Raw genomic sequence first — 25,903 nt, 5'->3', positions numbered from 1 at the left:
TCCTCCTTGGTCCGCTTTTACGGTCAAGAAAGGATAGATCACCCGCTTTTGCGGTTCTCCGTCAGGGCGACGAAGACGAGGTCGAGCACCCGTGGTCGACCGGCTTCCTCGGCGGTCCGGCGAGACGCGTTGTTCAAGCCGTCGATGGTGCCGATCAAATGCTCATCGCGGTCGGCGCTCATATCGGCGGCCCATCTCCGCTGCGCGTGGCTCGCGTAATGGTGACCGGCATGATCGGTGTCCACGACCTCCTCGTGGATCTCGGCTCCAGGGAGCCAGTAGATGCGGCTCGGCCGGACGGCGAATGCCCCGACGGTGACATCGGACACGGTGATCGCGTGCAGCTGTCCGGCGGCATGCCAGGAGCGCAGATCCTCGGCGTCGGCAGCAACGATGTTCTGGGCCAGTACGGGATTGAGCGTGTGGTAGCGGGCTTGTATCAGGCCGACGGCGTCCTCGACCTGTTCGAAGGGAACCAGCTGGACCTGCGGGTCCGGCACGCCCAAATCCGTGCAGCGTGCGGCGTGCACGGTCTGATCCACGACGATGTCTGGGCCCTCTAGGCTCCGCGGCAGGGTCCGCAATCGCAGCGCCTTCGGCGCGAACGCCGACCACTCGGCGGCCACGCACCGTGCCAGGTCGTCGACGTCGTCGAAGGTGTGGGCGATGATCTCGATGAACGGCTTGTCGATGTCTCGTCCTCGAAACCGGATACCGCCCAACAAATCTCCGCGCTCGCTGCGGACGACGCGCTGCAGGTAATCCGATGATGACACCCCGGGCAGGTAGATGTGGTCGGAGAACGAACGGGCGAACGCGTCATCGGAGGTGCGGGCCAGTTCCTCGGCAAGCCACGCCGACACATGCCCGCGACCGGGTGCACCGAACAGGGCGTACGCCAGGTCGAATTCATGGGCTATTGACGGCCAGTCCTCGATCAAGCGCATGCGCGCATTCAACGCGACTATCCCGCCGGAGCCAATGTCTTTACGGCGAGGCGGGTGCTGTCACCTCGTCGACGACCACCTGCGAAGCGGTTCGCAGCGCCACCCAGTCGCCCCGCCAGCCGAGCAGGTGCACCGCCAGATCCGCGGTCCGGCGAGGCTGATCGGGCTCACCCAACCCGTCGGCACGCAGGTTCGGCAGGCTCTCGACCAGTCGGAACACGGTATCGGCATCGGCGCTGACATCCAGGGCGCCGTCAGCCGGTTCGATATCGGCGACCACCCGCGTCGACAGTTCCCGGTAGGCGCGACGCAATTCGGTTCGTTGCCGGTGGAATTCACCGAACTGCGGATCACGCACCTCGGGCAGCAGATAGAGGATGCCCAGATTCCACGGGCTGTCCCACAGTAGGCGGCAGTCGAGCAGGCTGAGTGCGTGCAACAACACCACCGGTGGCTCAGGTCGGTCGCGCAGTTGTTCGGCCGCCCGCAACGATGACAACACGGTGCCGCTCAACAGTGCCGCCAGGATGTCGTTCTTGGTGCGGAAGTGGTGATACAGCGACGCCTGCCGGATCCCGACGGCCTCGGCGATCTGGCGTGTCGAGGTCGCCGCCACCCCTGAGGTGGTGAACAGTTCGGCGGCCGCGTCGAGCACCTCGTCGCGCGCGGTCTGGCCGGGACGCTTGCGCCCCTCCAATCGAGGGCGGCCGCTTGCGGTGGTGCGCACGTGTCGATCCTGCCAGTCCGACAGGCGCGACACGTGCGCCACCGCCGACGTGTCCCGGGTCAGGACCGGGCCGCCGTCAACACCTCGGGCGCGGGTGCCGGTTCGGTCGGCAGGGTGTTCACGGTCGTACGGACCGTCGTGAACGATGCCGCGACGAGGTAGGCCGCCAACGACGCAGCCCCGGCCAGCAACGTGCTCCAGCCGTCGGCCGTGACCGTCACCAGATCGTTGGGGATGTAGAACAGCGTGTTGTCGACCCCGTAGATGGTCGGGGTGAGCATGAAGAACGTCATCCGCACACCGATACCGACCACGATGGCCGCCCAAGCCGCCGCGGCGCCGCCGCGCGACCAGTACAGGCCGAGGATGAACGGGACCACCAGGCTGGCCAACAGCAGGTCGAAGGCCAGCGTCAGCAGGATGCCTGTTTGCGGCACCCGCAGGGCGACGATGCCGGCTAGTACCGCCATCGGCAGAGTGGCCCAGCGGGTGGCGGTCAGCACCCGCGGCGTCATCGTGACCGCCTCCGCGTCGATCCGCAGGATATTGCGGATCAGGACTGCCGCCGTGGACAGCAGGATTCCGCTGATGGTGGTCAGCGTCGCGGCCAGCAACCCCGAGATGACGATGATCGCCAGCCAAGCCGGTGCGTAACCGCCCAGCAGCGTGTACAGGATCGGACCGTCGGTGGCGTCGTCACCCACGATGCTCACGGCGGCCAACGCCACGAAGGACAGTGGGATACAGAGCATCAGCAGTCCGGCGGCTGCGGCGAAGCATGCCTTCTGCGCACCTCCGGGAGTGCGGGCGGAGAACACCCGCTGCATCAGGTCGATGGCCACCAGGTTGCCCAGGCCCAGCGCGATGATGGTGGCCCAGTTGATCACTGCACCGGAATCGCTGGAGGTCAGCTGCGCGAGATCACCGGCACCCATCCCCTCGGGAGCGCTGAAGCCGTGCGTGGTGGCCACCCAGGTCACCAGTGCGGCAACGCCGATGACATTGACGATGACGCAGGCGACGCCGGTGTACACCGAGGCGAACATGCCTCCGCTGATGGTGTACAGCAGCGCCAGCGGGATGGTGAGGAGAATGGCGTAGGCGTATGAGACACCGAGGAAGCGCTCCAGCAGGAAGCCGACCGCGACCAGATTTCCGGCGAGCAGGATGATGAAGCTGGCGATGGTGAGAAATGACGACGCTACCTCGGTGCTGCGACCGAAGCGGTTACGGAAGTACTCGGGCAGTGTCACCACATCGGCGGCGCGCATGCGTTTGGCGAAGAACAGTCCCATGAGCAGCAGGCAGATGGCCAGCCCGATGGGTAGTGCGGCACCGGCCCAGAATCCGAAAGCTGCTGACAGATCGGCATTACCGATGGTGGCGTTGGAGTCGACGGGCTGTGCGATGAGCACGGCGGTCACCAGAACCGCGGGCAGGGCCCGACCGGCGACCAGATAGTTCGAACAGTCGCCGCGCACCCGTCGGGCGGAGATGACACCGCTGACGGTGAGGATGAGCAGGAAGACGGCAACGCCGGCAATGATCATGGCGAACTCCAAGAGGGAGTAGGGGTTTGTGGTTCGGCGACGTTGCCGGACAGCTCGGGGTGCGGTGCAGGGAGGTCAGGGGCTGGTGAGTGCCTTGCGGCCGAAGGTTGCGAGCGGATGGGCGCCCGCGGGCAGTGTCACCTCCCCTCGGGCGAGACGCTCCTGCAGATAGCGGAAGCTCTGGGCGGTCTGTGCGAACAGGTGCTCACCGGCGATCACCGGGGTGCGTGCGGGCTTTCCGTTGTCTGCGAAGGCAGGTAGCGGTGCCACCTCGGTGTCATGGTCGACGTTGACGAACAGCGGGAAGGAATAACGCTCCTCGGCAACCCTGCGGACACGGTGGGTCGTGGCCACGAATTCCCCGTTGCTCCAGATCTCCAGCAGATCACCGATGTTCAGGACGAACGCGTCCTCGATCAGCGGCACGTCGACCCATGTTCCTGCGGCGTTGAGAACTTCCAGGCCGGGCGCCGTCGGCCGCAGCAGCGTGAAGCATTCGTAATCGGTGTGCGCGCCGATGCCCGGTCGGTCGGCCGCAGCCGGGTCGAACGGGTAGTGGATCAACCGCAACTGTGACGGCGGCGCGGTGACATGGCGGTCGAACCGATCGGCCGGCTCGCCGAGTGCCACCGCGAAGGCGCGCAACAACCGGCGCGACAGCGCGAATACCGCGTCGTACCAGGCGGTCACGGCCTCCCGGAACCCGGGTAGCTCGGGCCACTGGTTTGGACCCAACAGCGGGTTACCCGCCAGGTAGCGCGGGTCATCGGCGGGCAGGTCAACCGACAGGTCGAAGGCTTCCTTGGCATCGACGGTGCCCGCGGCGAACACCTCCTCACCGGGCGGCACATACCCCCGATGGTTGCTCGAGCGGCCGATGTGGACCTTGAGCTTCTCCTGCTCGGACAAGGCGAAGAAGGCCCGGGTGGCGGTGAGCAGGTCATCGAACAGCGTGGAATCGATTCCATGGCCGACTATCTGGGCGAACCCCACCCGCCGGGCGGCGTCACCCAGGTTGGCGACCGCTCTGGCGTATCCGGGATCGGTCTCGTCGAGCAGGGCGGCGATGTCGAGCACCGGCACCTCGGTGAAATCGGCGGTCATGGTGTTCCTCAGGGGTCAGAGGGGGAGCAGGTGATCGGAGCGGTCGAGCGACACGACGGTCCAGCGGCGCCGAATGGCCGCGCCGGAAGAATCTCGTTCGGCGGTGGTGACCTCGGACGTGCTGAGATCCGGTGCCAGGTCGTCACCGATGCGGAACGGAAGCGTCGAACGGGTGATGCGCCAACCGGATTGCCCGACGGTGCCCAGGGAGAACTCGATATCCAGGATCTTGCGGGCCGCCGTAAGGTCGGCCGTGGCGACGGCGTCGGCCAGTCTGCCGGCGTCTGGGTCGACATCGCGGCCGCGAACGAACCCGAACCGGTCTCCGACCCGCAACAGCATCCCGAGTCGGCCGGCGGCGTCGCGCAGACGCAGTTCGATGCCGTCGGTGACTGGATGGTCGGCGACCCAGTCCTCGTGATAGTCGCGGCCCACGCCGGTTTCGACCAGAACCCGGTCGGCAAGGTGTAGTCGCCCCCGATCCGGCACCTCCTCGGCCGGATGCAGATCGAGTTCCCGATGCCAGGTCCACACCCCGTCGTCCTCGGCGAGCAGGCCCGCGAACGCCTGTTGGCGGCACATGGCCACCATGTCGTCCCGGGTGAGGGTGTCCAATGAGGTACCGGTTACCGCCGGCATGTCCGCCGGGGTACGCAGGTCGATGTAGAGCGCACCGGCCTGTAACCACTGCACCTCGGTGGTGGTGTCGATCGCGGTGTCGGGGGCGGCGATCGCCGTGCGTCGCCAGCAGCGGTGCATCAGGTCGGACCGGCTGACCGCGGTCCCGGGCCGTACTCGACGTAGATAGCCGGGCCAATCGCCGTGGTGGGTGATGTCGATACCGGATTCCCAGGCCTGCAGGCTGCACCCGAAACCGACGACCGCGCTGCCGTCGGCGAGCTCGACCCGCCCGAGCGACATCGGCGCGGGAAGTGCGGCAAGGAAGTCGCCGAGCATGGCGGTGCCGATCGACCACAGCTCGCCGGCGATCGTCGTGCCCGCACCGGGCGCGACCCGCACGAGTCCGGGTTTGGGCGGCTCGGTATCCAGTCGGGCCAACCGGTAATGCGGTGCGGTGCGCGCGGGCCCGATCCAGCGGGCACCGCGGTCGTCGAGTTGCCAGGCAAGCGGTTGGCCGCGTAGATGGGCACCCACCACCAGCAGCGTGGTGGTGTCCAGCCCGGCGCGCGCCGGCCAGGGATCCGTGGTCGTGGGTACGCCGGTGAGCAGGCGCGCGATGTCGAGGGCAACCGCATCGGCGCCTGCGCGGGCGACCACGCTCACGCCGAATTGGGCTCCCGCCGAATCGGATCCGGCGGGCACCGCGACGGCGCACAGGTCCATCAGGTTGCAGAAGTTGGTATAGACACCCATTTGTGAATTGACCGCCACCGGATCGGCGGTCACCTCGGCGATCGTCGGGTGGCCGGTGGTGGTGGGCACCAGCAAGGCATCGCAGTCGCCGAGTTGGGCCATCGCTACGGCGGTGAGTTCGGCCAACCGCACCCGGTCCCGTAACAGGGTGGTGGCCGGCACCGTGCCCGCGGACTCGATGATGCCGGCGACGGTCGGATCGAGATCGGGCGAGTCGCGGTGGGATTCGACGAACGCCCCGACCGCCTCGTACCGTTCGGCGACCAGGCCACCGTCATAGAGCAGTCGTGCCGCAGCCAGGAAGGGCGCGAGGTCGATAGCGACGAGTTCGACACCGCGTGCGGTGAGCTCGGTACAGGTGGAGTGGAACAACCGTGCCCATTCTCCGGACAGTCCGGGCAACTCCCGTGGCACCGCGACGCGGGCCGTCGGCGGCGCGGCCAGTCGCGCGTCCGGCGGAAACGTCCTGGCCCCGCCTCCGATCACGCCCACTGCGGCATCGGCGGTGTCGAGATCCCTGGCGAACACCGTCACACAGTCATAGGACCGGCAGGCGGGCACCACACCGTCGGTGGGCACCACGCCCAAGGTGGGCTTGATGCCGATGATGCCTTGCAGCGCGGCCGGCACCCGACCGGATCCTGCGGTGTCGGTACCCAGTGCGATGTCCACCAGGCCGAGGGCAACGGCCACCGCCGAACCGGAACTCGAGCCGCCCGAGATATATGCCGGACGACGGGAATCACGCACCTGCCCATAGGGGCTGCGGGTACCGACCAGACCGGTGGCGAACTGGTCCAGATTGGTGGCACCGATGATGACCACACCCGCCGCCCGCAACCTGGCCACCGCCGTGGCATCGGTGTCCGCCGGCCCGTCGGCATAGCTCGGGCAACCCGCCGTCGTCGGGATGCCCGCGACGTCGATGTTGTTCTTCACCGCGCCCACCAGGCCGGCCAACGGAAGGCCAGGATCGGCGGCATCCACGGCCCGGGCATCGGCCAGTGCATCTTCCAACGGCCGCAGCATGATCCAGATCTCCGGTCGTTGCGCCGCGTCGATGGCATCGTAGGCGGCGCGGACCCGTTCGACCGCGCTCATGCGCCTGCTCCGGTCCCGACGACCACCAGCGGGGTGCCCGGATCGACCAGATGTCCGGCGGAGACCAGGATCTGGGTCACCACACCGTCCGACGGTGCACGCAACACCGTCTCCATCTTCATGGCCTCCAGCGCCAGCAGCGGTTGGCCACTTACGACCTGCTCGCCGACGGCCACGTCGACCTTCCAGACGCTGGAAGAGAACGGTGCGTCGATGCGGTGATCACCGTCGTTGAGGACGATCTCGTCGGTCGACACCGGGGCATTGGCGGCGGCCCGCTCGGCACGATCGAACTCACCGCCCCGCTCCCATGCGGTGCGTTCCGCGGCGAAAGCCGCCGCCTGCCGGTCACGGAATGCGGCGATATCGTCAGCATTGTCGGCCAGGAAGCGATCATGTTCGGCGAGTGAGAAGGTGCCCTCGGTGATGTCGACATCGCCTCGCCCGGCGGCCATGTCGGCCCGCAGCTCCAGCAGTTCCTCCGCCGAGACCGGGTACCAGGAGATCCGGTCGAAGAACCGCAGCAGCCACGGGCTGCCCGGTTCGAACGGCGCGGTATGCCGGTATCGGCTCCACACCTGGGTGGTGCGCCCGACGAACTGGTAGCCGCCCGGGCCCTCCATACCGTAGATGCACAGGTAGGCGCCGCCGATGCCGACGGAGTTCTCCGCGGTCCAGGTGCGGGCCGGGTTGTACTTCGTTGTGACCAACCGGTGTCGCGGATCCAGCGGGGTGGCCACCGGTGCGCCCAGGTAGACGTCACCCAGGCCCAGTGTCAGATACTCGGCGGCGAAGACGGTGTCGTAGACATCGGCCGGGCTGTCCAATCCGTTGATGCGGCGGATGAATTCGATATTCGACGGGCACCATGGCGCATCGTCACGCACTCCCGAGGTGTACCTGGCGATCGCCTCCCGGGTGGCCGGGTCATCCCAGCTGAGCGGCAACCTGACCCGTCGGCTCGGCACGATGAGCTCCGAGGACGCCGGCAGCTCGTCCTCGATCTCGGCCAGCAAGCCCAGCAGTCGTGATATCGGCAGCACATCGGGATCGACATGCACCTGCAGCGACCTGATGCCCGGTGTCAGGTCCAGGATGCCGGCACAGCTGCCGTCCAGCCGGGTGTGCAGGGCGTGTACCCGAGCCCGCAACGCGAGATCCAGGACGATATCGCCGTATTCGACGAGCACGTTGTCATCCCCACTGCGCCGGTAGGTCACCGCGGGAGCGCCGGCGACACCCGCGCGGCGGGCCAGGACGCCATCGTCGCCGTCGCCGCACCGTGCGGGCGTGGCGACCCGGCGGGGGCTCAGGTCGGTGCGCGACGGTGCATCCGCTGCGCGGACCGGTACGAACCGGACCGTGTCACCCGGGCGCAACTGTCCGAGCTTCCAGCGTTGCGCGGCGATCACCGTGACGGGACAGACGAAACCGCCAAGGCTCGGCCCGTCCGGTCCGAGCAGGATCGGGGTATCCCCGGTGAAGTCCAGCGCGCCCACCGAGTAGGCGTTGTCGTGGATGTTGGACGGATGCAGACCCGCCTCACCGCCGTCGGGACGGGCCCATTGCGGTTTCGGGCCCTCCAGCCGAACCCCGGTGCGTGCGGAATTGAAGTGCACCCGGTAGGACGCCTCGAACAGCGTGTCGATGTCGTTGCGGGTGAAGAACTCCGGGGCTCCGTGCGGGCCCTCGGTGACGGCGAGCTCCCATTCCCGGGCGAACGTCGGGCGGGACTTCTGCGGAACCGGGCCGGCGGACCCGGCCGTCGCGGTGCGGGTGCGCAGCACGTCACCGGCGTGCAGTTCGCGACCGCCGTGGCCGCCGAACCGGCCGAGGGTGAACGTGGCGGCGCTGCCCAGGTAGGTGGGCACGTCCAGCCCACCGGCCAGCAGCAGATAGGTTCGCAGGCCCAGGGTTTCGGCTGCGCCGATATCGAGCACGCCACCGGCGGGTACCTCGATCGGTTCCCACATCGGCGCGGGCACACCGTCGACGGTGACCAGGCACTCGGCCCCGGTGACGCACACCGTCGTGGGGTGGCTGAACCGCAGTGCCGGCCCGGACGCGGTGCACTCCAAGCCCGCGGCCTGCTCGGGGTTGCCCAGCGCGCGGTTGCCGAGCCGGAAGGACAGGTCGTCCATCGGTCCGCTCGGCGGCACGCCCACCTGCCACAGGCCGACTCGGCCCGGTACGTCCTGAACGGTGGTCAGCAGGCCGGGTCGTTCGACGGTGATGCGCGGCCGCGGGTCGCGGACGTGTGCCAGCGTGGCGGTGCTGTGCCGCGCCGCCCGCACATCCGGGTGGGCGATGGCGGCGCCGAGCATGCCGATATTGACCTCGATACCGTGCAATACGGTCTCCGACAGCGCCTCGGCGAGCCGGTCGAACGCGGTGTCGCGGTCATCGGCGCCGATGATCATCTTGGCCAGCAGCGGGTCGTAGGAGGCGGTGACCTCGGTGCCGTCGGCGATCCAGCCGTCGACCCGGACATGGGGGTGACTCGCCGGGTCGGGGAATCCGACCGTCGTGATGGTGCCGGTGCTGGGCCGGTAGTCGCGGGTAGGGTCCTCGGCATAGATGCGCGCCTCGACGGCGTGCCCGGTGACGGCGACGGTACCGGACGGGTGGTCATCGAACATCGCGGTGTCACCGGTGGCCAACCGCAGCATCCAGCCCGCGAGGTCGACACCGGTGACAACCTCGGTCACCGGATGTTCCACCTGCAGGCGGGCATTCACCTCCAGGAAGGACGCCTCCCGCCGGACGGCGTCGTAGACGAACTCGACGGTGCCCGCGGAACGGTATCGCACCGAGGCAGCCAGCGCCCGCGAGGTGGCGTGCAGCTGTTCCCGCACGGTATCCGGAAGGCCGGGGGCGGGAGCCTCCTCGATGACCTTCTGATGCCTGCGTTGCAACGAACAGTCCCGATCGCCCAGGGACAGCACCCGTCCGGTGCCGTCACCGAAGATCTGCACCTCGACGTGGCGGGCATTTTCGACGTAGCGCTCGACGAACACGCCGGCGGAACCGAAGCTGCGCTCGGCCTGCGCGACCACCCGCTGATAGGCCGTACGCAGATCGTCGGCGTCGCGGCACACCTGCATACCGATGCCCCCTCCGCCGCCGGTGGCCTTCAGCATCACCGGATAGCCGATGCCCTCGGCGGCGGTCACCGCCTCGTCGAGACCACCGAGCAGATCCGAACCGGCGAAGATGGGAACTCCGGCCGCGCGGGCGGCCGCCCGCGCGGTGTGTTTGGTGCCGAATTCCCGCAACTGCGCGGGGCTCGGTCCGGCGAAGCAGATGCCCGCCCGCTCCACGGCGGCCGCGAAATCGGCATCCTCGGAGAGGAATCCGTACCCCGGGTGCACGATGGTGGCGCCGGTGGCCGCAGCGGCATCCAGGATGGCGTCGGTGCGAAGGTAGCTGTCGCGAGGCGCGGCGGGCCCGATCCGCACGGCCCGGTCGGCCTGCTCGACATGCGGTGCACCCCGGTCGGCGTCGGAGAACACCACGACGGTGCGCATGCCCAGGCTCGTCGCGGCACGCAGCAGGCGCACCGCGATCTCGCCGCGGTTGGCGATCAGGACGGTGTGCTTCATGCGCTCGCCTCGCGGGTGACGATCATCCGGACCGGTGTCGGGTCGAATGCGTTGCAGGGGTTGTTGATCTGCGGGCAGTTCGACACCAGAACCAGGGTGTCGATCTCAGCGCGCAACGCGACGCGCTTGCCCGGGCCGGACAGTCCGTCGACGATGCCGAGCGCACCGTCGGGGTCCACCGGAACGTTCATGAACCAGTTGATGTTGCTGGCCATGTCGCGGGCATCGAGGCCGTGCCGGGACCCTTCGAGCAGGAAGTTGTCCAGGCAGCCGTGCTGGGCGCGGGTGTGCTGGCCGTAGCGCAAGGTGTTGGATTCCTTGGAGCAGGCGCCACCGAGGGTGTCGTGCACGCCGACCTCGTCGGCCACGACGGTCATCAGCGCGTCGCCGGTGTCGGCCCGTAGTACCGACCCGGTGGTCAGCGTGATACGGCCCTGGCGCCGGATGGTTTCCGGTGCCGAGTACCGGACCCCGGTATCGGCGGCCGAGTACAGCAGGCAGTCGACGGCCTGGTTTCCGGCCAGGTCGACGATCGTCAGGACATCACCGGCGTTGACGACCGCCGACCATGAGGCGCGGGCGGCGACATGCTCGTCGAGGACGACGGTCCCGGGGATCAGAGCGGGAATCTCGACAGTGGTCACAGCTGCCCCCTTGCGGTGAGGTCGGCATCGGTGTTGGCGATGGCCTGGGTGTGCTCGGGGCCCAACGGCCCCAACAGTTCTCCGCTGACCAGACGATCCAGGTCGGCCGTGGCGCGCCAGGCGTGCACCTGCAGCGGCGAGCAGGTGAACTGCGGTCGCGGGTCCAACGGGTGGGCGGTGTTGGCCAGCAGGATGATCGTGTCGACGTGCAGCAGCAGGTCCAGCGTGGTCGCCGGGCCTGCGGACCCGAGCCACCGCAGCGTGCCGTCACCGTCGACCCGAACACCTTGGAAGAAGGACACCGACGGCGGCAGGTCGCGGCGGTCCAGTCCGTGCTTGAGCGCGGCGAGGGTGAACAGATCGCGGCCGGCAGGGGCTTCGGACTCGGGAGCCGATGAGCCGTAGCGCTCCATGTTGCCTGCACGCGTTGAAGTTCCGGTCAGGGCATCGTGGCGTCCGGAGGTGTCTCCGACGACGGTGGCCAGGACACGGCCGAAACCGCTGAGCAGCGGATGGCCCGTGCCCAGGTATGCCTGCCACGGCACCTTGACCGTATCGGCGACGTTGAGTCGCTCATACGATGCATCGGCACGGTGCAGCAGCAGATGCGCGCAGGCATCGCCGTCGGTATCGGTGAGTCGGATGCGGGTGCCGCGAGCCAGCACCGCGCTGGTATATCCGCCGGGGGCAACGGTCTCCGACCAGACCAGCTCGGTGGCACCCACGCCGGCCGGTGCGGTGGGTGAGGCCGACGCCGGGTGGTGGCGCATGAATTCGGCCGTCCGCCCGTGTTGGGCACGCGCATGGGCCCTGGCGCCGGCGGTGGTGGCCGTTTCGGATGTGCTCGACACAGTGGTGCTCACTGATCACTCTCGCGCAGTCGGGAGTCCGCCGAGGCGGACTTTCTGTCAGGTGACAGTTTTCGCGGTGAGCGCGATGTCGTGGTTGCCGCGATGTAACCGATGATTCGAGGACTGTTAACAACGGGTGCCGAATGTTTCTGTCAAGTGACAGGTATTGAGTTTCCATGCTCGATCGCGCAACTACGGTGGGAGAGGTGATGTTCGAACGAGCCAAGTTCATGGTCTCGTTCGTCGGTGCCTACCGGCAGGCCCGCCGCAACGGCGACGAACACCAGGCGGCCGTGCGCAGGGCCGTCGGTGACGTGCTCGGTGCCCCAGGCGTCGAGCTGCCCGATTCGGTGCGCGCTCTGTGGACCGATCCCGACGACCGCATCGCACTCGACGGCGGCAGCTGGTTCGGTGCCGGTGCGTTCGAGATCAGCGCCGCCCACCTGGACCTGCTGCGCCACGCCCGCCTCGGCTGGGACGGTGCCGAACGTGGTGCGCCCGGTTTCGATCCCGCGGCCCCCTACGGCCGCACCGATCTGTTGTCCCAACTCGGCGAGGTGTTCCAGACCGACGACGCCGACGAACTCGCCGGGCGACATGTCGAGATGTTTTTCGTGTTGGCACGCTTCCTGCGGCACGCCGATCTGCAGCCGGGGCGGTACCGGCTGCGCAATATCACCGCGCATCAGCTGCGTGCCGCGTTGCGCGGATATGGCGAACTCGACGACGAGGATGTCGGTCTCGGCACCGACGGCGTTCTCGTCGAGCCAGCACACCTACAGCTGCTGCGCGGCATCGAGATCCGCTGGCCATCGCGGTATGAGTGCGCCGACCGGTTGGCCGCGGGCCGGTACCCGGCGGCCGGCGCGGACCCGAAGCGGCCCTACGGCGACTTCACCTTCATCGAGGTGGACATGGCCCGCATCCTCGGGGTGTTGCCACCGCCGCCGGCCGAGGGGCCGGCAGTCTTCGAGCCGGGGCCCGAGCTCACCCGGCGCCTGCAGCGGTTGCACTGGCAGATGCTCGCCGTCATGCAGGTGTTCCTGGAGCACGCCGAGCTGGCACCCGGTCGCTACCAGCTGAACTGACGGGCCTTGCGGATGTGCTGCGCAGGTATCCGACAGACGTCCGCCTTCAGTCGGGTGGCACAGCTGATCTGTACTGGCCAGCGCGCTACGCTGCAGGCGATGTGCCCTTGAGCTACGCGGGTCGGGGTGTGCCCCGTTGCTAGGATTGCCGGCGTGCCAGACGATAACGAATCCGAGGTCAACGACACCGAAGTCGACGAGACCAAAGTCGACAGCACCGAAGTCGAGGAGACCGAAGGCCAGAAAGCGTCCGGCAAGAAAGCTCCCGACACCGCAGCCTCCGATGCCGACCTGGACGACGACGAGACGAGGTCGACCCGCGGACCCGCGGTCATCGCGGTCAGCGCGATGCTCGTGGCGATCGCGACGCTTGGGGCATCGGCCTATATGTGGCGCAATCCGGTCAACAGCGGCCCGGCCACCGCCGCCGCACCCGTGACCGAAACGTTCACCGAGGAGCAGCGCGCGCAGTCGCAGGCCCAGGTGTGCGATGCTTTTGCACTCGTCAGCGTCGGCGTCGCCAACAGCAGCGCGATGCAACAGCCGGCCGCCAACCAGGGCAATTTCGGTGCGGCGATCGCAGTCGCGGCGAATGCGCGCCTCGCGCTGCTCGGCGGCGGGCAGTTCCTGCTCAACCGTGTCGAGCCCGCCACCCCCGACGAGCTTGCCGAGGCGGCCCGCGACTTCGGCAACACATTGATGGACGTCGGCGCCGCGGCGATCGCCGAGATACCGACCAATGATCCCGCGCAGCAGCAGCGACTGAAGGACGCCGACGAGCAGAACACCAAGCTCGATCAGATCTGCAATCCGCCGACCGAGTCGGCGCCGCCGCCCCCGCCTGCGCCGGGAGCTCCCGCACTGCCGGGTGCTCCTACCCCCGGCGAGCCAGGGAACTGATGCAGGCCGACACCGGCCATTGCTGAGAGCACACTCAGCCACCGATGTCGGACCGATCGGGTGTCGGCCCACGTCGCAGCGGGTACGGCCACCAGCCCATAGAGGCTGAATTGTCGTCGGCGTCAGCGTAGGGACCCGATTTTGGCAAAGGTCATATAGTTTCCGGTCATGGATCGCATCACGATGCGCGGGGCGCGCGTCGCCACCGTGCCGGACGGCCGCCGGAGCCGGTGGTGAACGTGCTCGCGACGGCACTGGCAGAGACCCTGTCCCGCAGCCCGCGGGATCTGGTGCTGCTCGCCGACAAGCAATGGTCGCGACATCCCTGGCAGGAAATCCACGCCAGGGCAGGCAATGTCGCCGAGCGGCTACGCGACCAGGACATCCGCCGGGTCGGTCTGGTCGGTGCGCCGACCGCAGAACTCGTCTCGACCGTCATCGGTGCCTTCTATGCCGGCGCCGCCGTGTCGATCCTGCCCGGGCCGATCCGCGGTGCCGATGCCACCCAATGGGCGGATGCCACCCAGCGGCGATTCCGCGGCATCGGCGTGCAACTGGTCGCGAGCCAGGGCGCGTATCTGGAGAAGATCGGCACCGCCTGGCAGGCTGTGCCGGTCACAGATCTCACCGACCTCGCACCCGCCGGGCGATCGAGCGCCACACGATGCGCAGAGGTCGACGCGCCCGCAGCGATCCTGCAGGGCACCGCGGGGTCGACAGGCACCCCCAGGACGGTGGAGTTGTCGCCGGCGGCGGTGCTGGCCAATCTGCGCGGTCTCGGCAAGCGCATCGGTTTGCAGGGCGGCGATGTGGGGTGCTCCTGGCTTCCGCTCTACCACGACATGGGTCTGAGTTTCCTGCTTGCGGGTGCGCTGGCCGGTAACGAGGTGTGGCAGGCGCCGACGGCGGCCTTCCAGGCCTCGCCGTTCCGGTGGCTGAACTGGCTGTCGGATAGCCGTGCTTCGGTGACCGCAGCGCCCAACATGGCCTACGGCATGATCGGCAAGTATTCCCGTCGGGTCGCCGACGTCGACCTGTCCGCGCTGCGATTCGCCCTCAACGGCGGGGAGCCGGTCGACTGTGAGCTCACCGAGCGGTTCGCTGTCGAGATGGCCCGCTTCGGTTTCTCCGCAGGAGCCCTCTCGCCGTCCTACGGTCTTGCCGAATCTACCTGTGCGGTAACGGTTCCTGTCCCCGGAGAGGGTTTGCGCATCGACGAGACCGCCTTCACCACCGAGGAGGGCACCGCCACGCGCAGACACGCCGTGCTGGGCACACCGATCGAGGGTATGGAAATACGGATCGAACCCCACGAGGGGATGGCCGTGGCGGTATCCGACCGACAGATCGGCGAGGTGGCGATCCGGGGCACCTCCATGATGTCCGGTTACCTCGGCGACCTCCCACGCGTCGGCGACGACTGGTTCCGCACCGGCGATCTGGGTTATCTGGTCGACGGTGGACTGGTGGTGTGCGGCCGGGCCAAGGAGATCATCACCGTGGCCGGGCGCAACATCTTCCCCGCCGAAGTCGAACGGATCGCCGCACGGGTACCGGGCGTTCGTGAGGGTGCGGTGGTGGCGGTCGGCATCGGGGAAGGCTCGGTGCGTCCCGGACTGGTGGTCACCGCCGAATTCCGCGGGCCGGACGAGGCGGGTGCTCGTGCCGAACTCATGAGAGAGGTGGCCTCGGGCTGCGGTGTCGTGCCCGCCGAGGTGGTGTTCGTCAAACCCGGAACCCTGCCGCGTACATCATCGGGCAAGTTGCGGCGGCTCGAGGTCAAGCGCGGACTCGAGGTCGCCGCAACCTAACCGTTCATCGAGTTCCACGGGCAGAACGCGATGGTCGCGGTGCCGACCATGAACGTCGCCACGTTCTCGGGAACCTTGTCCGCGTTGATCACCACGTCGACGACGTCGAGCTGGTCGACCCCGCCGTCCATCGTTGCGCACAATTTGTGGCCGCTGGCCAGCGCGGTGGCGGGGGTGTAGAAGCCAGGGATGATGCCGGCGTTGCGCAGCGCATTGAGGTATGCACCCTCGGTGTTCTCGTCCGCGCCGGCCGCCGGCGAGCCGAGCAGTGCGGCGGCCCCTACCACCGACACGGCGAGGGCCCCACGGAACAGACTGCTGCGCATATCTCGACGCTAGTCACTGATCGTCGCCGGGACCAACGATTATGGCGACGATTCGGCCACAATGGTAGGCGATGGCTTCCACTCGACCCACCCCGCCCGGTCCATTCGTACGGCTGGCCACCCGCGTGGCGAGTGCGCGACTGCGGCTGCCGCCGGCGACGACGGGTTACCGGGTGGACCGCGATATCGCGGTCACCATGCGTGACGGTGTCGACCTGCTGACCGACGTCTACCTCCCGCACGTCCCGCACGCGGACCCCGCGGGCACGGTGCTGATCCGCACCCCCTATGGCCGAACGAACCTTCCCGCCGCCGTGACCGCCGCGGTTTATGCCGAACGCGGGTATCAGGTGGTGATGCAAAGCGTACGAGGCACTTTCGGCTCCGGTGGTGACTTTCACCCCGGGTATGCCGAGTCCGAGGATGCCGCCGATACGCTGACCTGGCTGCGCGATCAGCCGTGGTTCCGCGGGCGGCTGTTCACCGTCGGGTCCTCCTATCTCGGCTACACCCAGTGGGCACTGCTGATGGACCCACCCCCGGAGCTCGACACGTCGGTGATCGGCATGGCCCCGCACGATTTTGCCGAATCGGGCTGGGGTACAGGAGCATTCGCTTTGGCCGATTTCCTCACCTGGAGCTATCAGGTCGCCACTCAGGAAGACGGCGGGACATTGCGCACCGTCGTCCGGATGGTCACGATGCCGCGCCGGTTGCGCCGACCGCTGCGGATCGTGCCGCTGCGCGATGCCGGCGCGAAGATCCTGAAGGATCGTGCACCGTGGCATGAGTCGTGGCTGCGCACCCCGGACGCCACCGATCCTTACTGGCGGCCCGCCCGGCTCGGGGGTGCACTGCAGCGCACCCGGACCCCGGTGCTGCTGGTGACCGGCTGGCAGGACGTTTTCCTGACCCAGACCTTCGAGCAGTACCGCCGACTCCGTGACGGTGACGCCGGCCCGGCGCTGATCGTGGGGCCGTGGACCCACGGCGACGGTGGCGGTGACGTCCTGCGAGAGTCGTTGAGCTGGTTGGCCGATGAACGGTTCGGTGGGGTCCGGATCTTCGTCACCGGAGACGGCTGGCGCGACCTGCCATCCTGGCCTCCACCGGCCGAGCAGCAGCAGTGGTACCTGAGCCCGCGAGCCGCGCTGACACCGCAACCGGTGGACGGTCAGCCCGCCCGATTCGTCTACGACCCGGCGGACCCGACGCCGACGATCGGGGGCCGGTTGCTGTTCGCCCCCCGCGGTTACCGCGAGGATTCGGCGCTTGCCGCCCGCAATGACGTCATCACCTTCACCGGAGCGGTGCTGGACCGACCCATGGAGGTGCTCGGCACCCCCTCGGTAGAGCTTGTACACCGGACAGCCACCGGTTGGTGTGATGTCGCGGTGCGGATCAGTGAGGTCGGCGCCGATGGCCGTTCCCGCAATGTCAGCGACGGCTACGCCACCCGGACCCCCGCCGACGGCGAGATGCTCAGGCTGGATCTCGACCCGATCGCACATCGGTTCGCGGCGGGGTCGCGGATCCGGCTGTCCATTGCCGGCGGCTCATATCCGCGGTTCGCCCGCAACCCGGGCACCGGTGAGCCGGTGTGGACGGCATCGCGGTTGGTACCCACCACTCACGAGATCGGCACGCGGTCCCGGTTGACCCTGCCCATCCTGAATGGACACCGCGTCAACGAATTTTGAGTACCACCTTGCCGACGGCGGTCCGGTTCTCCAGCGAGGCGATGGCCGCACCGGCCTGCTCGAAGGGGAACACCACGGGTTCTGGAGCGCTGATGACCCCGGAGGCCAGCAACGGTGCCAGTTCGTTCCACTGTCCGGCCAGATACCCCGGATGGGTCGCGGCCCAGGCGCCCCAGCCGACCCCGATGGCGTCGACATTGTTGAGCAGCAACCGGTTCACCCGGACCGTGGGAATCTCACCGCCGGTGAATCCGACCACCAGCAGTCGGCCGGCCGGGGCCAGCGACCGCAACGAGTCGGTGAACCGGTCCCCGCCGACGGGGTCGAGCACGATATCGACCCCGCGGCCGCCGGTGAGTTCCTTGACCGTGTCCTTGAAACCGTCGACCTGCACCACATCGGTCGCCCCGGCGGCACGGGCGATATCGGCCTTTGCCTCGGTGCTGACCACCGCGATGGTGCGGGCGGCGCCGAACGCGGGCGCCAGTCGCAGCGCCGAGGTGCCGATACCGCCGGCGGCGCCGTGCACCAGTACCGTCTCGCCTTCGGCGAGCCTGCCCCTGGTGCGCAGGGCGCAGTGCACCGTCAGATCGTTGAACAGGATGCCGGCACCGGCCTCGAAGCTCACATTGTCCGGCAGCGCGAACACCCGGTCCGCCGGCAACGCCACCACCTCGGCCATCCCGCCGGTCAGCATGCACAGCCCCGCCACCCGGTCCCCGGCGCTGAACCCGGATTCCTGTGGGGCGCTGCGCACCACGCCGGCGACCTCGGCGCCCGGGATGTAGGGCAGCTCCGCCTTGTGCTGGTAGAGCCCGCGGGTCTGCAGTGCGTCGGGAAACGCCACTCCCGCGGCGTGCACGTCGATCACCACTCCGTCGGACCCCGGTTCGGCGATCTCGACCAGTTCGGCCACCTCGGGCCCGTCCAATCGGGGTATCTGTATAGCGCGCATGACTGACCATTTAACATGCGTCAAGTGATCAAGGCACGTGCCGCGGTGCTTCTGGAACCGGGCCAGGAACCGCAGCTCACCGATATCGAACTTCGCGATCCGGTCGGCGACGAGGTGTTGGTGCGCATCGATGCCGTCGGCATCTGCCACACCGATATCACCATGGCGTCCTGGTGCAGCAAGACGCCGATGGTGTTCGGTCACGAGGGTGCAGGCACCGTGCTGGCCGCCGGTCCGGCGGCCACGCCGCGCCCCGGCCAGCAGGTGGTGTTGACGTTCGCCAGCTGCGGACAGTGTGGCAACTGTGTGGCCGACCGGCCCGCCTACTGCGATCAGTCCACCAACCTCAACATGCGCGGGAGCCGCCGGGACGAGACGAGCCCGCTGCGGTTGAACGGCGCACCCATCACCGCCGGGTTCTTCGGTCAGTCCAGCTTCGCCTCCCATGCGATCGCGGGCAGTCGCAACGCCGTCGCGTTGCCCGCGGGCATGGACCCGGCCCTGGCCGCCCCGTTGGGCTGCAGTGTGCAGACCGGTGTCGGTGCGGTGCTGAACGTGTTGGGCGCCGCGCCCAGTGTGGCGGTGTTCGGCGCGGGCGCGGTCGGGCTGTCGGCGGTGATGGGCGCACGGATCGCCGGCGCCGAGACCATCATCGCCGTGGACCCGGTGCAAGAGCGACGTGCGCTGGCCGCCGAACTCGGTGCCACCACGACCATCGACCCGACATCCACCGACGCCGCCGCCGAGATCATCCGGATGACCGGGGGAGTCGCCGGCGCTGTCGACACCACGGCCCGCCCGGAGGTGATCAGCGCGGCGGTCGGTGTGCTCGCCTCACGTGGCACCCTGGCCCTCGTCGGTCTCGGCGCGCCGACGGCGGAGCTGCCGGTGACGCTGATCATGGGCAAGGGGCTGACGGTGCGCGGAGTGGTCGAAGGTGACAGCGACCCACAGGTGTTCATCCCACAGCTCACCCGCTGGTATCACGAGGGCCGGCTGCCGCTGGACCTGCTGGTGAGCACTTTCGCCTTCGACGATTTCGCGTCCGCCTGGTCGGCGGCCAAGTCCGCGACCGTCGTCAAACCGGTACTGGTCACGTAACGCCGGTACCTACCGGAACGGGGGCTACGCTCCCGTCTCAGGCAACGATGCCGAGGATTGGAGCCACCGTGACGCTGCCCGCCCTTCCCGAGGGACGCCCCCTGACGGTGCGCTCGGCCGACGGAACCCGCCTGCACGCCCAGGTGTTCGGTCCCGACGACGGCTATCCGATCGTGCTGGCGCACGGAATCACCTGTGCCATCGAGGTCTGGGCCCATCAGATAGCCGACCTGGCCGGTGATTACCGTGTCATCGCCTACGACCACCGCGGGCACGGTCGCAGCGAGACCCCGCGCCGACGTAGCGGTTACAGCCTGAATCACCTGGCCGCCGATCTGGACTCGGTGCTCGATGCCGCGCTCGCGCCGGGCGAGCGTGCTGTCATCGCCGGGCACTCGATGGGCGGGATCGCGATCACCTCGTGGTCGCAACGCTATCCGCGCCGCGTTGCCCAGTGCGCCGACGCCGTCGCCCTGATCAACACCAGCACCGGCGATCTGCTGCGCGATGTCCAGTTGGCCAGGGTGCCTGCTGCACTGGCCGCCACCCGTGTGCGTACCGCGGGCTCCCTGCTGAAGACGTTCGGCGCCGCGCCCGTACCCAAACTCGCCGACCGGGCCAACAGGCGCTTCGTCGACTATCTGGCCGTCGGTGCCGCCGCCGAGCCGGAGGTGGGCGAGCTCGTGTACCGGCTTTTCGCCACCACTCCACCCGCCGGGCGCGGCGGCTGGGCCAGAGTTCTGGTCGACGGTCTTGGTGCACAACATATCTCGTTGTCGAACCTGTCCGTGCCGACGCTGGTCATCGGGAGCACGCAGGACCGGTTGCTGCCCATCAACGCCTCACGTCACATCGCCGACAACGCACCCCAGCTCGCCGAGTTCGTCGAGCTGCCCGGCGGACATTGCGCCATCCTCGAATGCCCGGTAGAGGTGAACGGGCGGCTGCGCTCACTCACCGAGAACGTCGGTAGGAAACGCATCAGCTCGTGAGATAGGCGGCGGCCTCGGCGGCGGCACGCCGGCCCGAACGGACCGCGCCGTCGAGGAAACCCGTCCATTCGTCGGCGGTTTCGGTGCCTGCCCAGAAGATCCCGCCGACCGGTGTGCGCAGATGCGCACCGTGCGTGGTCCAGGATCCCGGCGGTACGGCCGCCGTCGGACCGCCCGGTGCGAACGGTTCGGCACTCCAACAATGATCGAGATAATCGATGGGTCGGGCGGCCTTGTCGCCGAACAATGTCACGAAGCACCGCAGTGCCTGCTCGCGGCGCGCCGCGGGGGAGAGCGGGTCGAAGGTGCGCGCGGACGCGAAGCCCAACAGCACGCCGGGACCCTGATCGCCCGGGCTGACATCGAAGGTGATGAACACCGGCCCGTCATCGGACAGTGACTCTCCCGAGCAGCCGTCGGCGCGCCAGAACGGCGTGTCGTAGGCCGCGTACGCCTTGCTGAGATTGCCCTGCGGCCAATTCGGGATGAGTTCGGCGTGCCCGGTGGGCAAGGCCGGCTCGAAGTCGATCGCACCGCGGTGGGCGGGCGGAATCGCGATGATCACCGCCCTGGCCGTATGCGTACCACGCCCGCATGCGACGACGTATCCGTTCTCGGTGCGTGAAACACTGTGTACCGGTGCCGATGTCAGGACCCGTTGGCCCAGATCCGCGGCCATCCGGGCGGCAATCGGCTGGGTTCCCGCCGGGAAGTGGTCCTGCTGCGCGCCACCCTTGACGTCGAGCATCCGGGCCAGTCCGCCGGCGGCCTTGATATAGCGCACGGCGTGCAGCATGGACACCTCGTCGGGCTCACAGCCCCAGGTGACGCGGGACATGATGGCCATCAGGTTGCGCGTCGACGCACCCGCGTGCACTGCGCGCAGCCAGCCCTCCAGGCTCTTCTGGTCCAGCCGCGCCGCGGCCGGCGCCGACCAGGTGTCGGTGACCGGGATGAGCCGGGACAGCCGGTCGAAGCGCCACTGGATCCGGGAGACGTCGAGAAGCTCGATCAGCGACAGCTTGGGGATGGTGCTCCGGTAGGACCGCACCTTGCCGTGCCAGTGGATCAGGTTCTTGCCGCGGCTGTATGTCGGCACCGTCGCACAGTCCAGTTCGGCGGCCAGTTCCCGCACCGCGTCCTGGGTGGGCCCGACGAAGGTGGCACCCAGGTCGACCGGCACGCCGGCCACGGCCGCGGTGTAGGAACGCCCGCCGACGCGGTCACGACCCTCCAGCACCAGCACATCGTGGCCGAGTCCGGTCAGCTCGCGCGCCGCCGACAGACCAGCAAACCCCGCCCCCACCACGATCACATCGGTCACGGCACCCAGTGTGCCGTCTCGGCGCGCCGAGGTGGGCGTTGCCTGCATTTTCGCATCGAAATCGCATTAGGGTGACGGCCTGTGAAGGTGATGACTGCACTGCATGGACTGTCCGGAGCTGCCGAGCGGGCCCGCGAGTTGCGCGATGCCGGGGCCAGCGGTGTGTTCACCTTCGAGGGGCCGCACGATGTGTTCGCCCCGCTGACCCTTGCGTCGACGGTCGGTGGGCTGGACCTGATGACCAATGTGGCAATCGCGTTTCCGCGCAATCCGATTCACCTGGCTCACCAGGCCATCGATCACCAGATCCTGACCGAGGGGCGGTTCACCCTCGGGCTGGGCACCCAGATCCGCACCCAGATCGAGAAGCGATTCGGTGCGGATTTCGACCGGCCGGTGGAACGGATGGTCGAACTCGTCGGTGCACTCCGCGCGATCTTCGCCACCTGGCAGACCGGTGAGCGGCTGGATTTCCGTGGCGAGTTCTACCGGCACACGCTGATGACGCCGACATTCACGCCGCGCGACAACCCCTACGGATCGCCGCCGATCTATGTCGGCGCGCTCGGGCCCCGGTTGACCAGGGCCACCGCTCAGCACGCCGACGGGCTGCTGGTGATGCCGTTCGGCAACAAGAAGTTTCTGCACGAGGTCACCATGGCCGCGGTCGACAAGGGCCTGGCCGCCGCCGGTCGGACCCGCGCCGATCTGGCGGTGGTCCCCGAGATCATCGTCTCGGTGGCCTCCGACACCAACGACGACCACCGGGCGACACGGCAGTTGCTGGCGTTCTACGGATCGACGCCGGCTTACCGACCCGTCCTGGACATCCACGGCTGGGGAGATTTGCAGCCGGAGCTCAATGCGTTGTCCAAGCAGGGTAAATGGGCCGAGATGGGATCGCTGATCGATGACGAGGTGCTGCACACCATTGCGGCATGCGGTACTCCGATCCAGATCGCTGACCATATCCGGGACAGGGTCGCCGGCATCTCCGACCGGATCTGCATCTACCAGCCGGGCCCCATCGAGACCGACTCGTTGGCCCAGATCGTTGACGCGTTACACACCTGAGGTCCTATGGTGGTTGGTACGGGAGAGGACCACGAGGAGGTTGTCCGATGGCCGAGCGCGCCGAGGCTGACGAAGCCGAGTTCAGCGATGTCCTGATCATCGGGGCGGGCATCTCCGGGATCAACGCCGCCTACCGCATCCGCGAGCGCAACCCGGATCTGAAGTTCACGATCCTGGAGCGGCGCGAACGCATCGGCGGTACCTGGGACCTGTTCCGTTATCCGGGGATTCGTTCCGATAGCGATATCTTCACGCTGAGCTTCCCGTACGAGCCGTGGACCGGTCGCGATCATGTTGCCGAAGGTGCCGATATCCGCGACTACCTGGTCGCCACGGCCCGAAAGTTCGGTATCGACCGACACATCCGGTTCGGCACGCAGGTGTCCTCGGCCGATTGGGATTCCTCGACCGACACCTGGACGGTGCATGCCGAAAACGACGGCGTCGCGACCACGTATCGATGCCGGTTCCTGTTTTTCGGCACCGGTTACTACAACTACGACGAGCCATACACTCCGGACTTCCCGGGTATCGAGAACTTCGGTGGCACGGTCGTGCACCCGCAGTTCTGGCCGGAGGATCTCGATTACACCGGTAAGCGCATCGTCGTGATCGGCAGCGGTGCCACCGCCATCAGCCTGGTGCCTGCGCTGTCCGCCACGGCGGGTCACGTCACGATGTTGCAGCGTTCGCCGACGTACATGATGTCCATGCCCGCGGTGCCCAAACCCACCGAGGCGGTCCGGCGGATGCTGCCGCGCAGGATCGCCCACCAGGTGGTCCGATTCCGCAACGCATGGATGCACTACTTCATCTACGTGTTCTTCCGCAGCATGCCGAAATTGGGACGCAAGCTGATCCGGCAGACCACCATCAATGCGCTGCCGAGCGGCTATCCCGTCGATGTGCATTTCAAGCCGCGCTACAACCCGTGGGATCAGCGGATGTGCCTGGTGCGCGACGGTGACCTGTTCGAGGACATCAGTGCGGGCAGGGCCGATGTGGTGACCGACCACATCGATCATGTCGATGCCGACGGGATCGTGCTGAAATCCGGCGACCGCATCGATGCCGACATCATCGTCACCGCCACCGGGTTGCAGCTCCTGGCACTCGGTGGGATCCAGATCGCCATCGACGGTGCCCCGATCGATCCGACCGACCGGTTCGTCTACAAGGAGTATCTGCTCGAGGACGTCCCGAACATGGCGTGGTGTATCGGCTACACCAACGCCTCGTGGACGTTGCGGGCCGATATGACCGCACGTGCGGTGGCCAGGTTGCTCGCCTATATGGACGAGAAGGGCTACACCCACGCCTACCCGCACCTGGGTTCGGTGGCCATGCCCGAGAAGCCGACGTTCGACCTCGCGGCCGGTTACGTGACCCGCGCGCTGCACGCGCTGCCGAAGTCGGGCACCCGCCGGCCATGGAAGGTGCGGCACAACTACGCGCTGGACACCTTCGAGCACCGGTTCGACCGGATCGAGGAGTCGATGACTTTTGGTCGGGTGCAATCGGGTTCGCGTCCTGCAGCCGCTGTCGCTCCCGCCGAAGTGGGTGCCTGACTCACGGGGTCCGAATCGTCAGGCCGGCCGCCAGCAGCTGGGTGGCCGATAGGCCGAACGTGGACTTGAAGCGGTCGGACAGATGGGACGAGCTGGCGAAACCGGCCTCGACGGCAGCGGTGGTGAGGTTGGCCCCGGCCGACAGTTCCGCCCCCGCGCGCATCAGCCGGCACCACATCCGGTACCGGCGCAGGCTGGTGCCGATCTCGGCGGAGAACAGATGCAGGAAACGGGATTCGGAGAGGCCGACTTCGGCGGCGAGCTCCGCGGCCCGTCCGGCGTGGACCGGGTCGTCGCGGATCTGTTTGGCGGCCAGTTCCATCCGCGGATCCACCGTGCGCAGCTCCCGGGGAGCGGCGATATCGAGCCAGCGTCCGGCTTGGGTGTCGTCGTCCGGAGCAGACAATAGCCGGTCCTCCTTCGCGTGCCCGGTGCCGATGCCGTGGATGATGTCACGGAACTGGTTGCGGCAGGCCGTGCTTCGTTGTGCGGCCGGATCGAGATAGCAGGACACCAGCGGACCGGTCATCGTCAGATGGTGGGTCAGCCGGGGCGGGATGAGCGCGCTGCGCGCGGTGATTCGATGACCGCCGATGTCGACGGTCAGCGGCGCATCCACGCCGACGGCCAGACACCACACCGACCCGGAATGCGGATCGAGACCCAGCGCCGGGCCGGAGTACAACGCCTGTCCCGGCCAGATCCAGACAGCGGGATAGCAGGTTTGTGGAAGCTCGGTTCCCTCACACGCTGACATGCTGGACTCCTCACCATCGATCAGGAGGTTACCGTGGCAGCAGCCGTCATCCTGTCCGTCGGGGTGTTCTTTGCCGGAATGGGGCTGTATGCGTTGTCCGCCCCCGCGGCACTGTTGCGCCCCTTCGGTTTTGCCGTCACCTCGGACACCCAGCGGGCCGAGGTGCGCGCCGTGTACGGCGGGTTCGGCCTCGCGATGGCCGGCGTGCTCGGCTACGCGCTGTGCGCCTCCGATGCCGTCCGGGCGGGCATATTGTTGACGGTGGGTGTGGCACTGGCCGGAATGGCTGTGGGCCGGATCATCTCGGCGGCGGTGGGCGACCGGACGGCCTTCTACCCCAACTGGTTCTACTGCCTGGTCGAAGTGGCCGCGGCCGCAGTGTTGTTCTGGGCGGCCTGACACACGCC

General features: G+C 68.0%; 21 protein-coding genes. 9 read left to right on the top strand and 12 right to left on the bottom strand.

The window, feature by feature from the left end; all coding sequences use genetic code 11:
• Window positions 1–38 precede the first annotated feature (38 nt).
• From IC40_RS0117445 to IC40_RS0117410, 8 genes are all read right to left on the bottom strand, one after another.
• Window positions 39–947, bottom strand: a complete 909-nt coding sequence (locus IC40_RS0117445; protein ID WP_030135986.1) for a hypothetical protein — start codon at window positions 945–947, stop codon at window positions 39–41.
• A 40-nt stretch (window positions 948–987) separates the two neighbouring features.
• On the bottom strand, window positions 988–1,674 hold the full coding sequence (locus tag IC40_RS0117440; protein WP_036463086.1) for a TetR/AcrR family transcriptional regulator: 687 nt from the start codon (window positions 1,672–1,674) through the stop codon (window positions 988–990).
• Between the two features lie 59 nt (window positions 1,675–1,733).
• Window positions 1,734–3,224 (bottom strand): sodium:solute symporter family transporter, encoded by a 1,491-nt coding sequence (locus tag IC40_RS0117435; protein ID WP_030135984.1) that lies wholly within the window; start codon window positions 3,222–3,224, stop codon window positions 1,734–1,736.
• A gap of 75 nt (window positions 3,225–3,299) precedes the next feature.
• The gene (locus tag IC40_RS0117430) at window positions 3,300–4,328 is read right to left on the bottom strand and encodes an isopenicillin N synthase family dioxygenase (RefSeq protein WP_030135983.1); all 1,029 of its coding nucleotides are present in this window, start codon (window positions 4,326–4,328) and stop codon (window positions 3,300–3,302) included.
• Window positions 4,329–4,343: 15 nt separating this feature from the next.
• Window positions 4,344–6,803, bottom strand: a complete 2,460-nt coding sequence (atzF, locus tag IC40_RS0117425) for an allophanate hydrolase (protein ID WP_030135982.1) — start codon at window positions 6,801–6,803, stop codon at window positions 4,344–4,346.
• Entirely contained in the window at window positions 6,800–10,405 is a 3,606-nt protein-coding gene (uca, locus tag IC40_RS0117420; protein WP_030135981.1) for an urea carboxylase, read from the bottom strand. The genes atzF and uca overlap by 4 nt, the downstream gene beginning before the upstream one ends.
• A complete protein-coding gene (locus IC40_RS0117415) occupies window positions 10,402–11,049 on the bottom strand; it encodes an urea amidolyase associated protein UAAP2 (protein ID WP_030135980.1) in 648 nt (215 codons plus the stop codon). Before IC40_RS0117415 ends, uca begins: the two co-directional genes overlap by 4 nt.
• Window positions 11,046–11,912 (bottom strand): urea amidolyase associated protein UAAP1, encoded by an 867-nt coding sequence (locus IC40_RS0117410; protein ID WP_030135979.1) that lies wholly within the window; start codon window positions 11,910–11,912, stop codon window positions 11,046–11,048. Before IC40_RS0117410 ends, IC40_RS0117415 begins: the two co-directional genes overlap by 4 nt.
• Before the next feature lie 194 nt (window positions 11,913–12,106).
• On the opposite strand from IC40_RS0117410, the gene IC40_RS0117405 reads away from it, so the two are divergent.
• The 3 genes from IC40_RS0117405 to mbtM all read left to right on the top strand — a co-directional run bounded on the left by IC40_RS0117405 (window position 12,107) and on the right by mbtM (window position 15,699).
• Window positions 12,107–12,988, top strand: a complete 882-nt coding sequence (locus IC40_RS0117405) for a hypothetical protein (RefSeq protein ID WP_138158125.1) — start codon at window positions 12,107–12,109, stop codon at window positions 12,986–12,988.
• Between the two features lie 153 nt (window positions 12,989–13,141).
• Window positions 13,142–13,888: a hypothetical protein gene (locus IC40_RS26900; RefSeq protein WP_051644367.1), complete on the top strand. Its 747-nt coding sequence runs from the start codon at window positions 13,142–13,144 to the stop codon at window positions 13,886–13,888.
• A gap of 233 nt (window positions 13,889–14,121) precedes the next feature.
• Window positions 14,122–15,699 (top strand): long-chain-fatty acid--ACP ligase MbtM, encoded by a 1,578-nt coding sequence (mbtM, locus tag IC40_RS0117395; RefSeq protein WP_030135976.1) that lies wholly within the window; start codon window positions 14,122–14,124, stop codon window positions 15,697–15,699.
• On the opposite strand, the gene IC40_RS0117390 is transcribed toward mbtM, so the two are convergent.
• A complete protein-coding gene (locus IC40_RS0117390) occupies window positions 15,696–16,025 on the bottom strand; it encodes a DUF732 domain-containing protein (RefSeq protein ID WP_030135975.1) in 330 nt (109 codons plus the stop codon). The two genes, mbtM and IC40_RS0117390, sit on opposite strands and share 4 nt — an antisense overlap.
• A 71-nt stretch (window positions 16,026–16,096) precedes the next feature.
• On the opposite strand from IC40_RS0117390, the gene IC40_RS0117385 reads away from it, so the two are divergent.
• Window positions 16,097–17,725, top strand: coding sequence for a CocE/NonD family hydrolase (locus tag IC40_RS0117385; RefSeq protein ID WP_030135974.1), 1,629 nt, complete (start codon window positions 16,097–16,099; stop codon window positions 17,723–17,725).
• On the opposite strand, the gene IC40_RS0117380 is transcribed toward IC40_RS0117385, so the two are convergent.
• Window positions 17,712–18,680, bottom strand: coding sequence for an NADPH:quinone oxidoreductase family protein (locus tag IC40_RS0117380; protein WP_030135973.1), 969 nt, complete (start codon window positions 18,678–18,680; stop codon window positions 17,712–17,714). The genes IC40_RS0117385 and IC40_RS0117380 overlap by 14 nt on opposite strands.
• Window positions 18,681–18,704: 24 nt before the next feature.
• Between IC40_RS0117380 and IC40_RS0117375 the strand changes: the two genes are divergently transcribed.
• Together IC40_RS0117375 and IC40_RS0117370 are read left to right on the top strand one after the other, a co-directional pair.
• Window positions 18,705–19,781 (top strand): NAD(P)-dependent alcohol dehydrogenase, encoded by a 1,077-nt coding sequence (locus IC40_RS0117375; protein ID WP_030135972.1) that lies wholly within the window; start codon window positions 18,705–18,707, stop codon window positions 19,779–19,781.
• A 68-nt stretch (window positions 19,782–19,849) separates the two neighbouring features.
• Complete coding sequence (locus IC40_RS0117370) at window positions 19,850–20,773, top strand: alpha/beta fold hydrolase (protein WP_110783477.1); 924 nt, start codon at window positions 19,850–19,852, stop codon at window positions 20,771–20,773.
• Here the strand turns inward: IC40_RS0117370 and IC40_RS0117365 are convergent.
• Entirely contained in the window at window positions 20,763–22,145 is a 1,383-nt protein-coding gene (locus IC40_RS0117365) for a flavin monoamine oxidase family protein (protein ID WP_042509953.1), read from the bottom strand. The genes IC40_RS0117370 and IC40_RS0117365 overlap by 11 nt on opposite strands.
• A 42-nt stretch (window positions 22,146–22,187) precedes the next feature.
• Between IC40_RS0117365 and IC40_RS0117360 the strand changes: the two genes are divergently transcribed.
• The gene (locus tag IC40_RS0117360; protein ID WP_030135969.1) at window positions 22,188–23,171 is read left to right on the top strand and encodes a TIGR03617 family F420-dependent LLM class oxidoreductase; all 984 of its coding nucleotides are present in this window, start codon (window positions 22,188–22,190) and stop codon (window positions 23,169–23,171) included.
• Between the two features lie 47 nt (window positions 23,172–23,218).
• Window positions 23,219–24,739: a flavin-containing monooxygenase gene (locus IC40_RS0117355; RefSeq protein ID WP_030135968.1), complete on the top strand. Its 1,521-nt coding sequence runs from the start codon at window positions 23,219–23,221 to the stop codon at window positions 24,737–24,739.
• A gap of 1 nt (window position 24,740) precedes the next feature.
• Here IC40_RS0117355 and IC40_RS0117350 read toward each other — a convergent pair whose 3' ends face one another.
• A complete protein-coding gene (locus tag IC40_RS0117350) occupies window positions 24,741–25,496 on the bottom strand; it encodes a helix-turn-helix transcriptional regulator (protein ID WP_030135967.1) in 756 nt (251 codons plus the stop codon).
• A gap of 33 nt (window positions 25,497–25,529) precedes the next feature.
• Here IC40_RS0117350 and IC40_RS0117345 point away from each other — a divergent pair, with 33 nt between their 5' ends.
• Complete coding sequence (locus IC40_RS0117345) at window positions 25,530–25,895, top strand: DUF4345 family protein (RefSeq protein WP_030135966.1); 366 nt, start codon at window positions 25,530–25,532, stop codon at window positions 25,893–25,895.
• The last annotated feature ends 8 nt before the right edge of the window (window positions 25,896–25,903 follow it).

Origin of the sequence: Mycolicibacterium neoaurum ATCC 25795 (assembly GCF_000691525.1) — a bacterium.
Lineage (GTDB): Bacteria > Actinomycetota > Actinomycetes > Mycobacteriales > Mycobacteriaceae > Mycobacterium > Mycobacterium neoaurum.
Note: the sequence above shows the minus strand (reverse complement) of the source record. Positions and strands in the feature narration are given on the sequence as shown.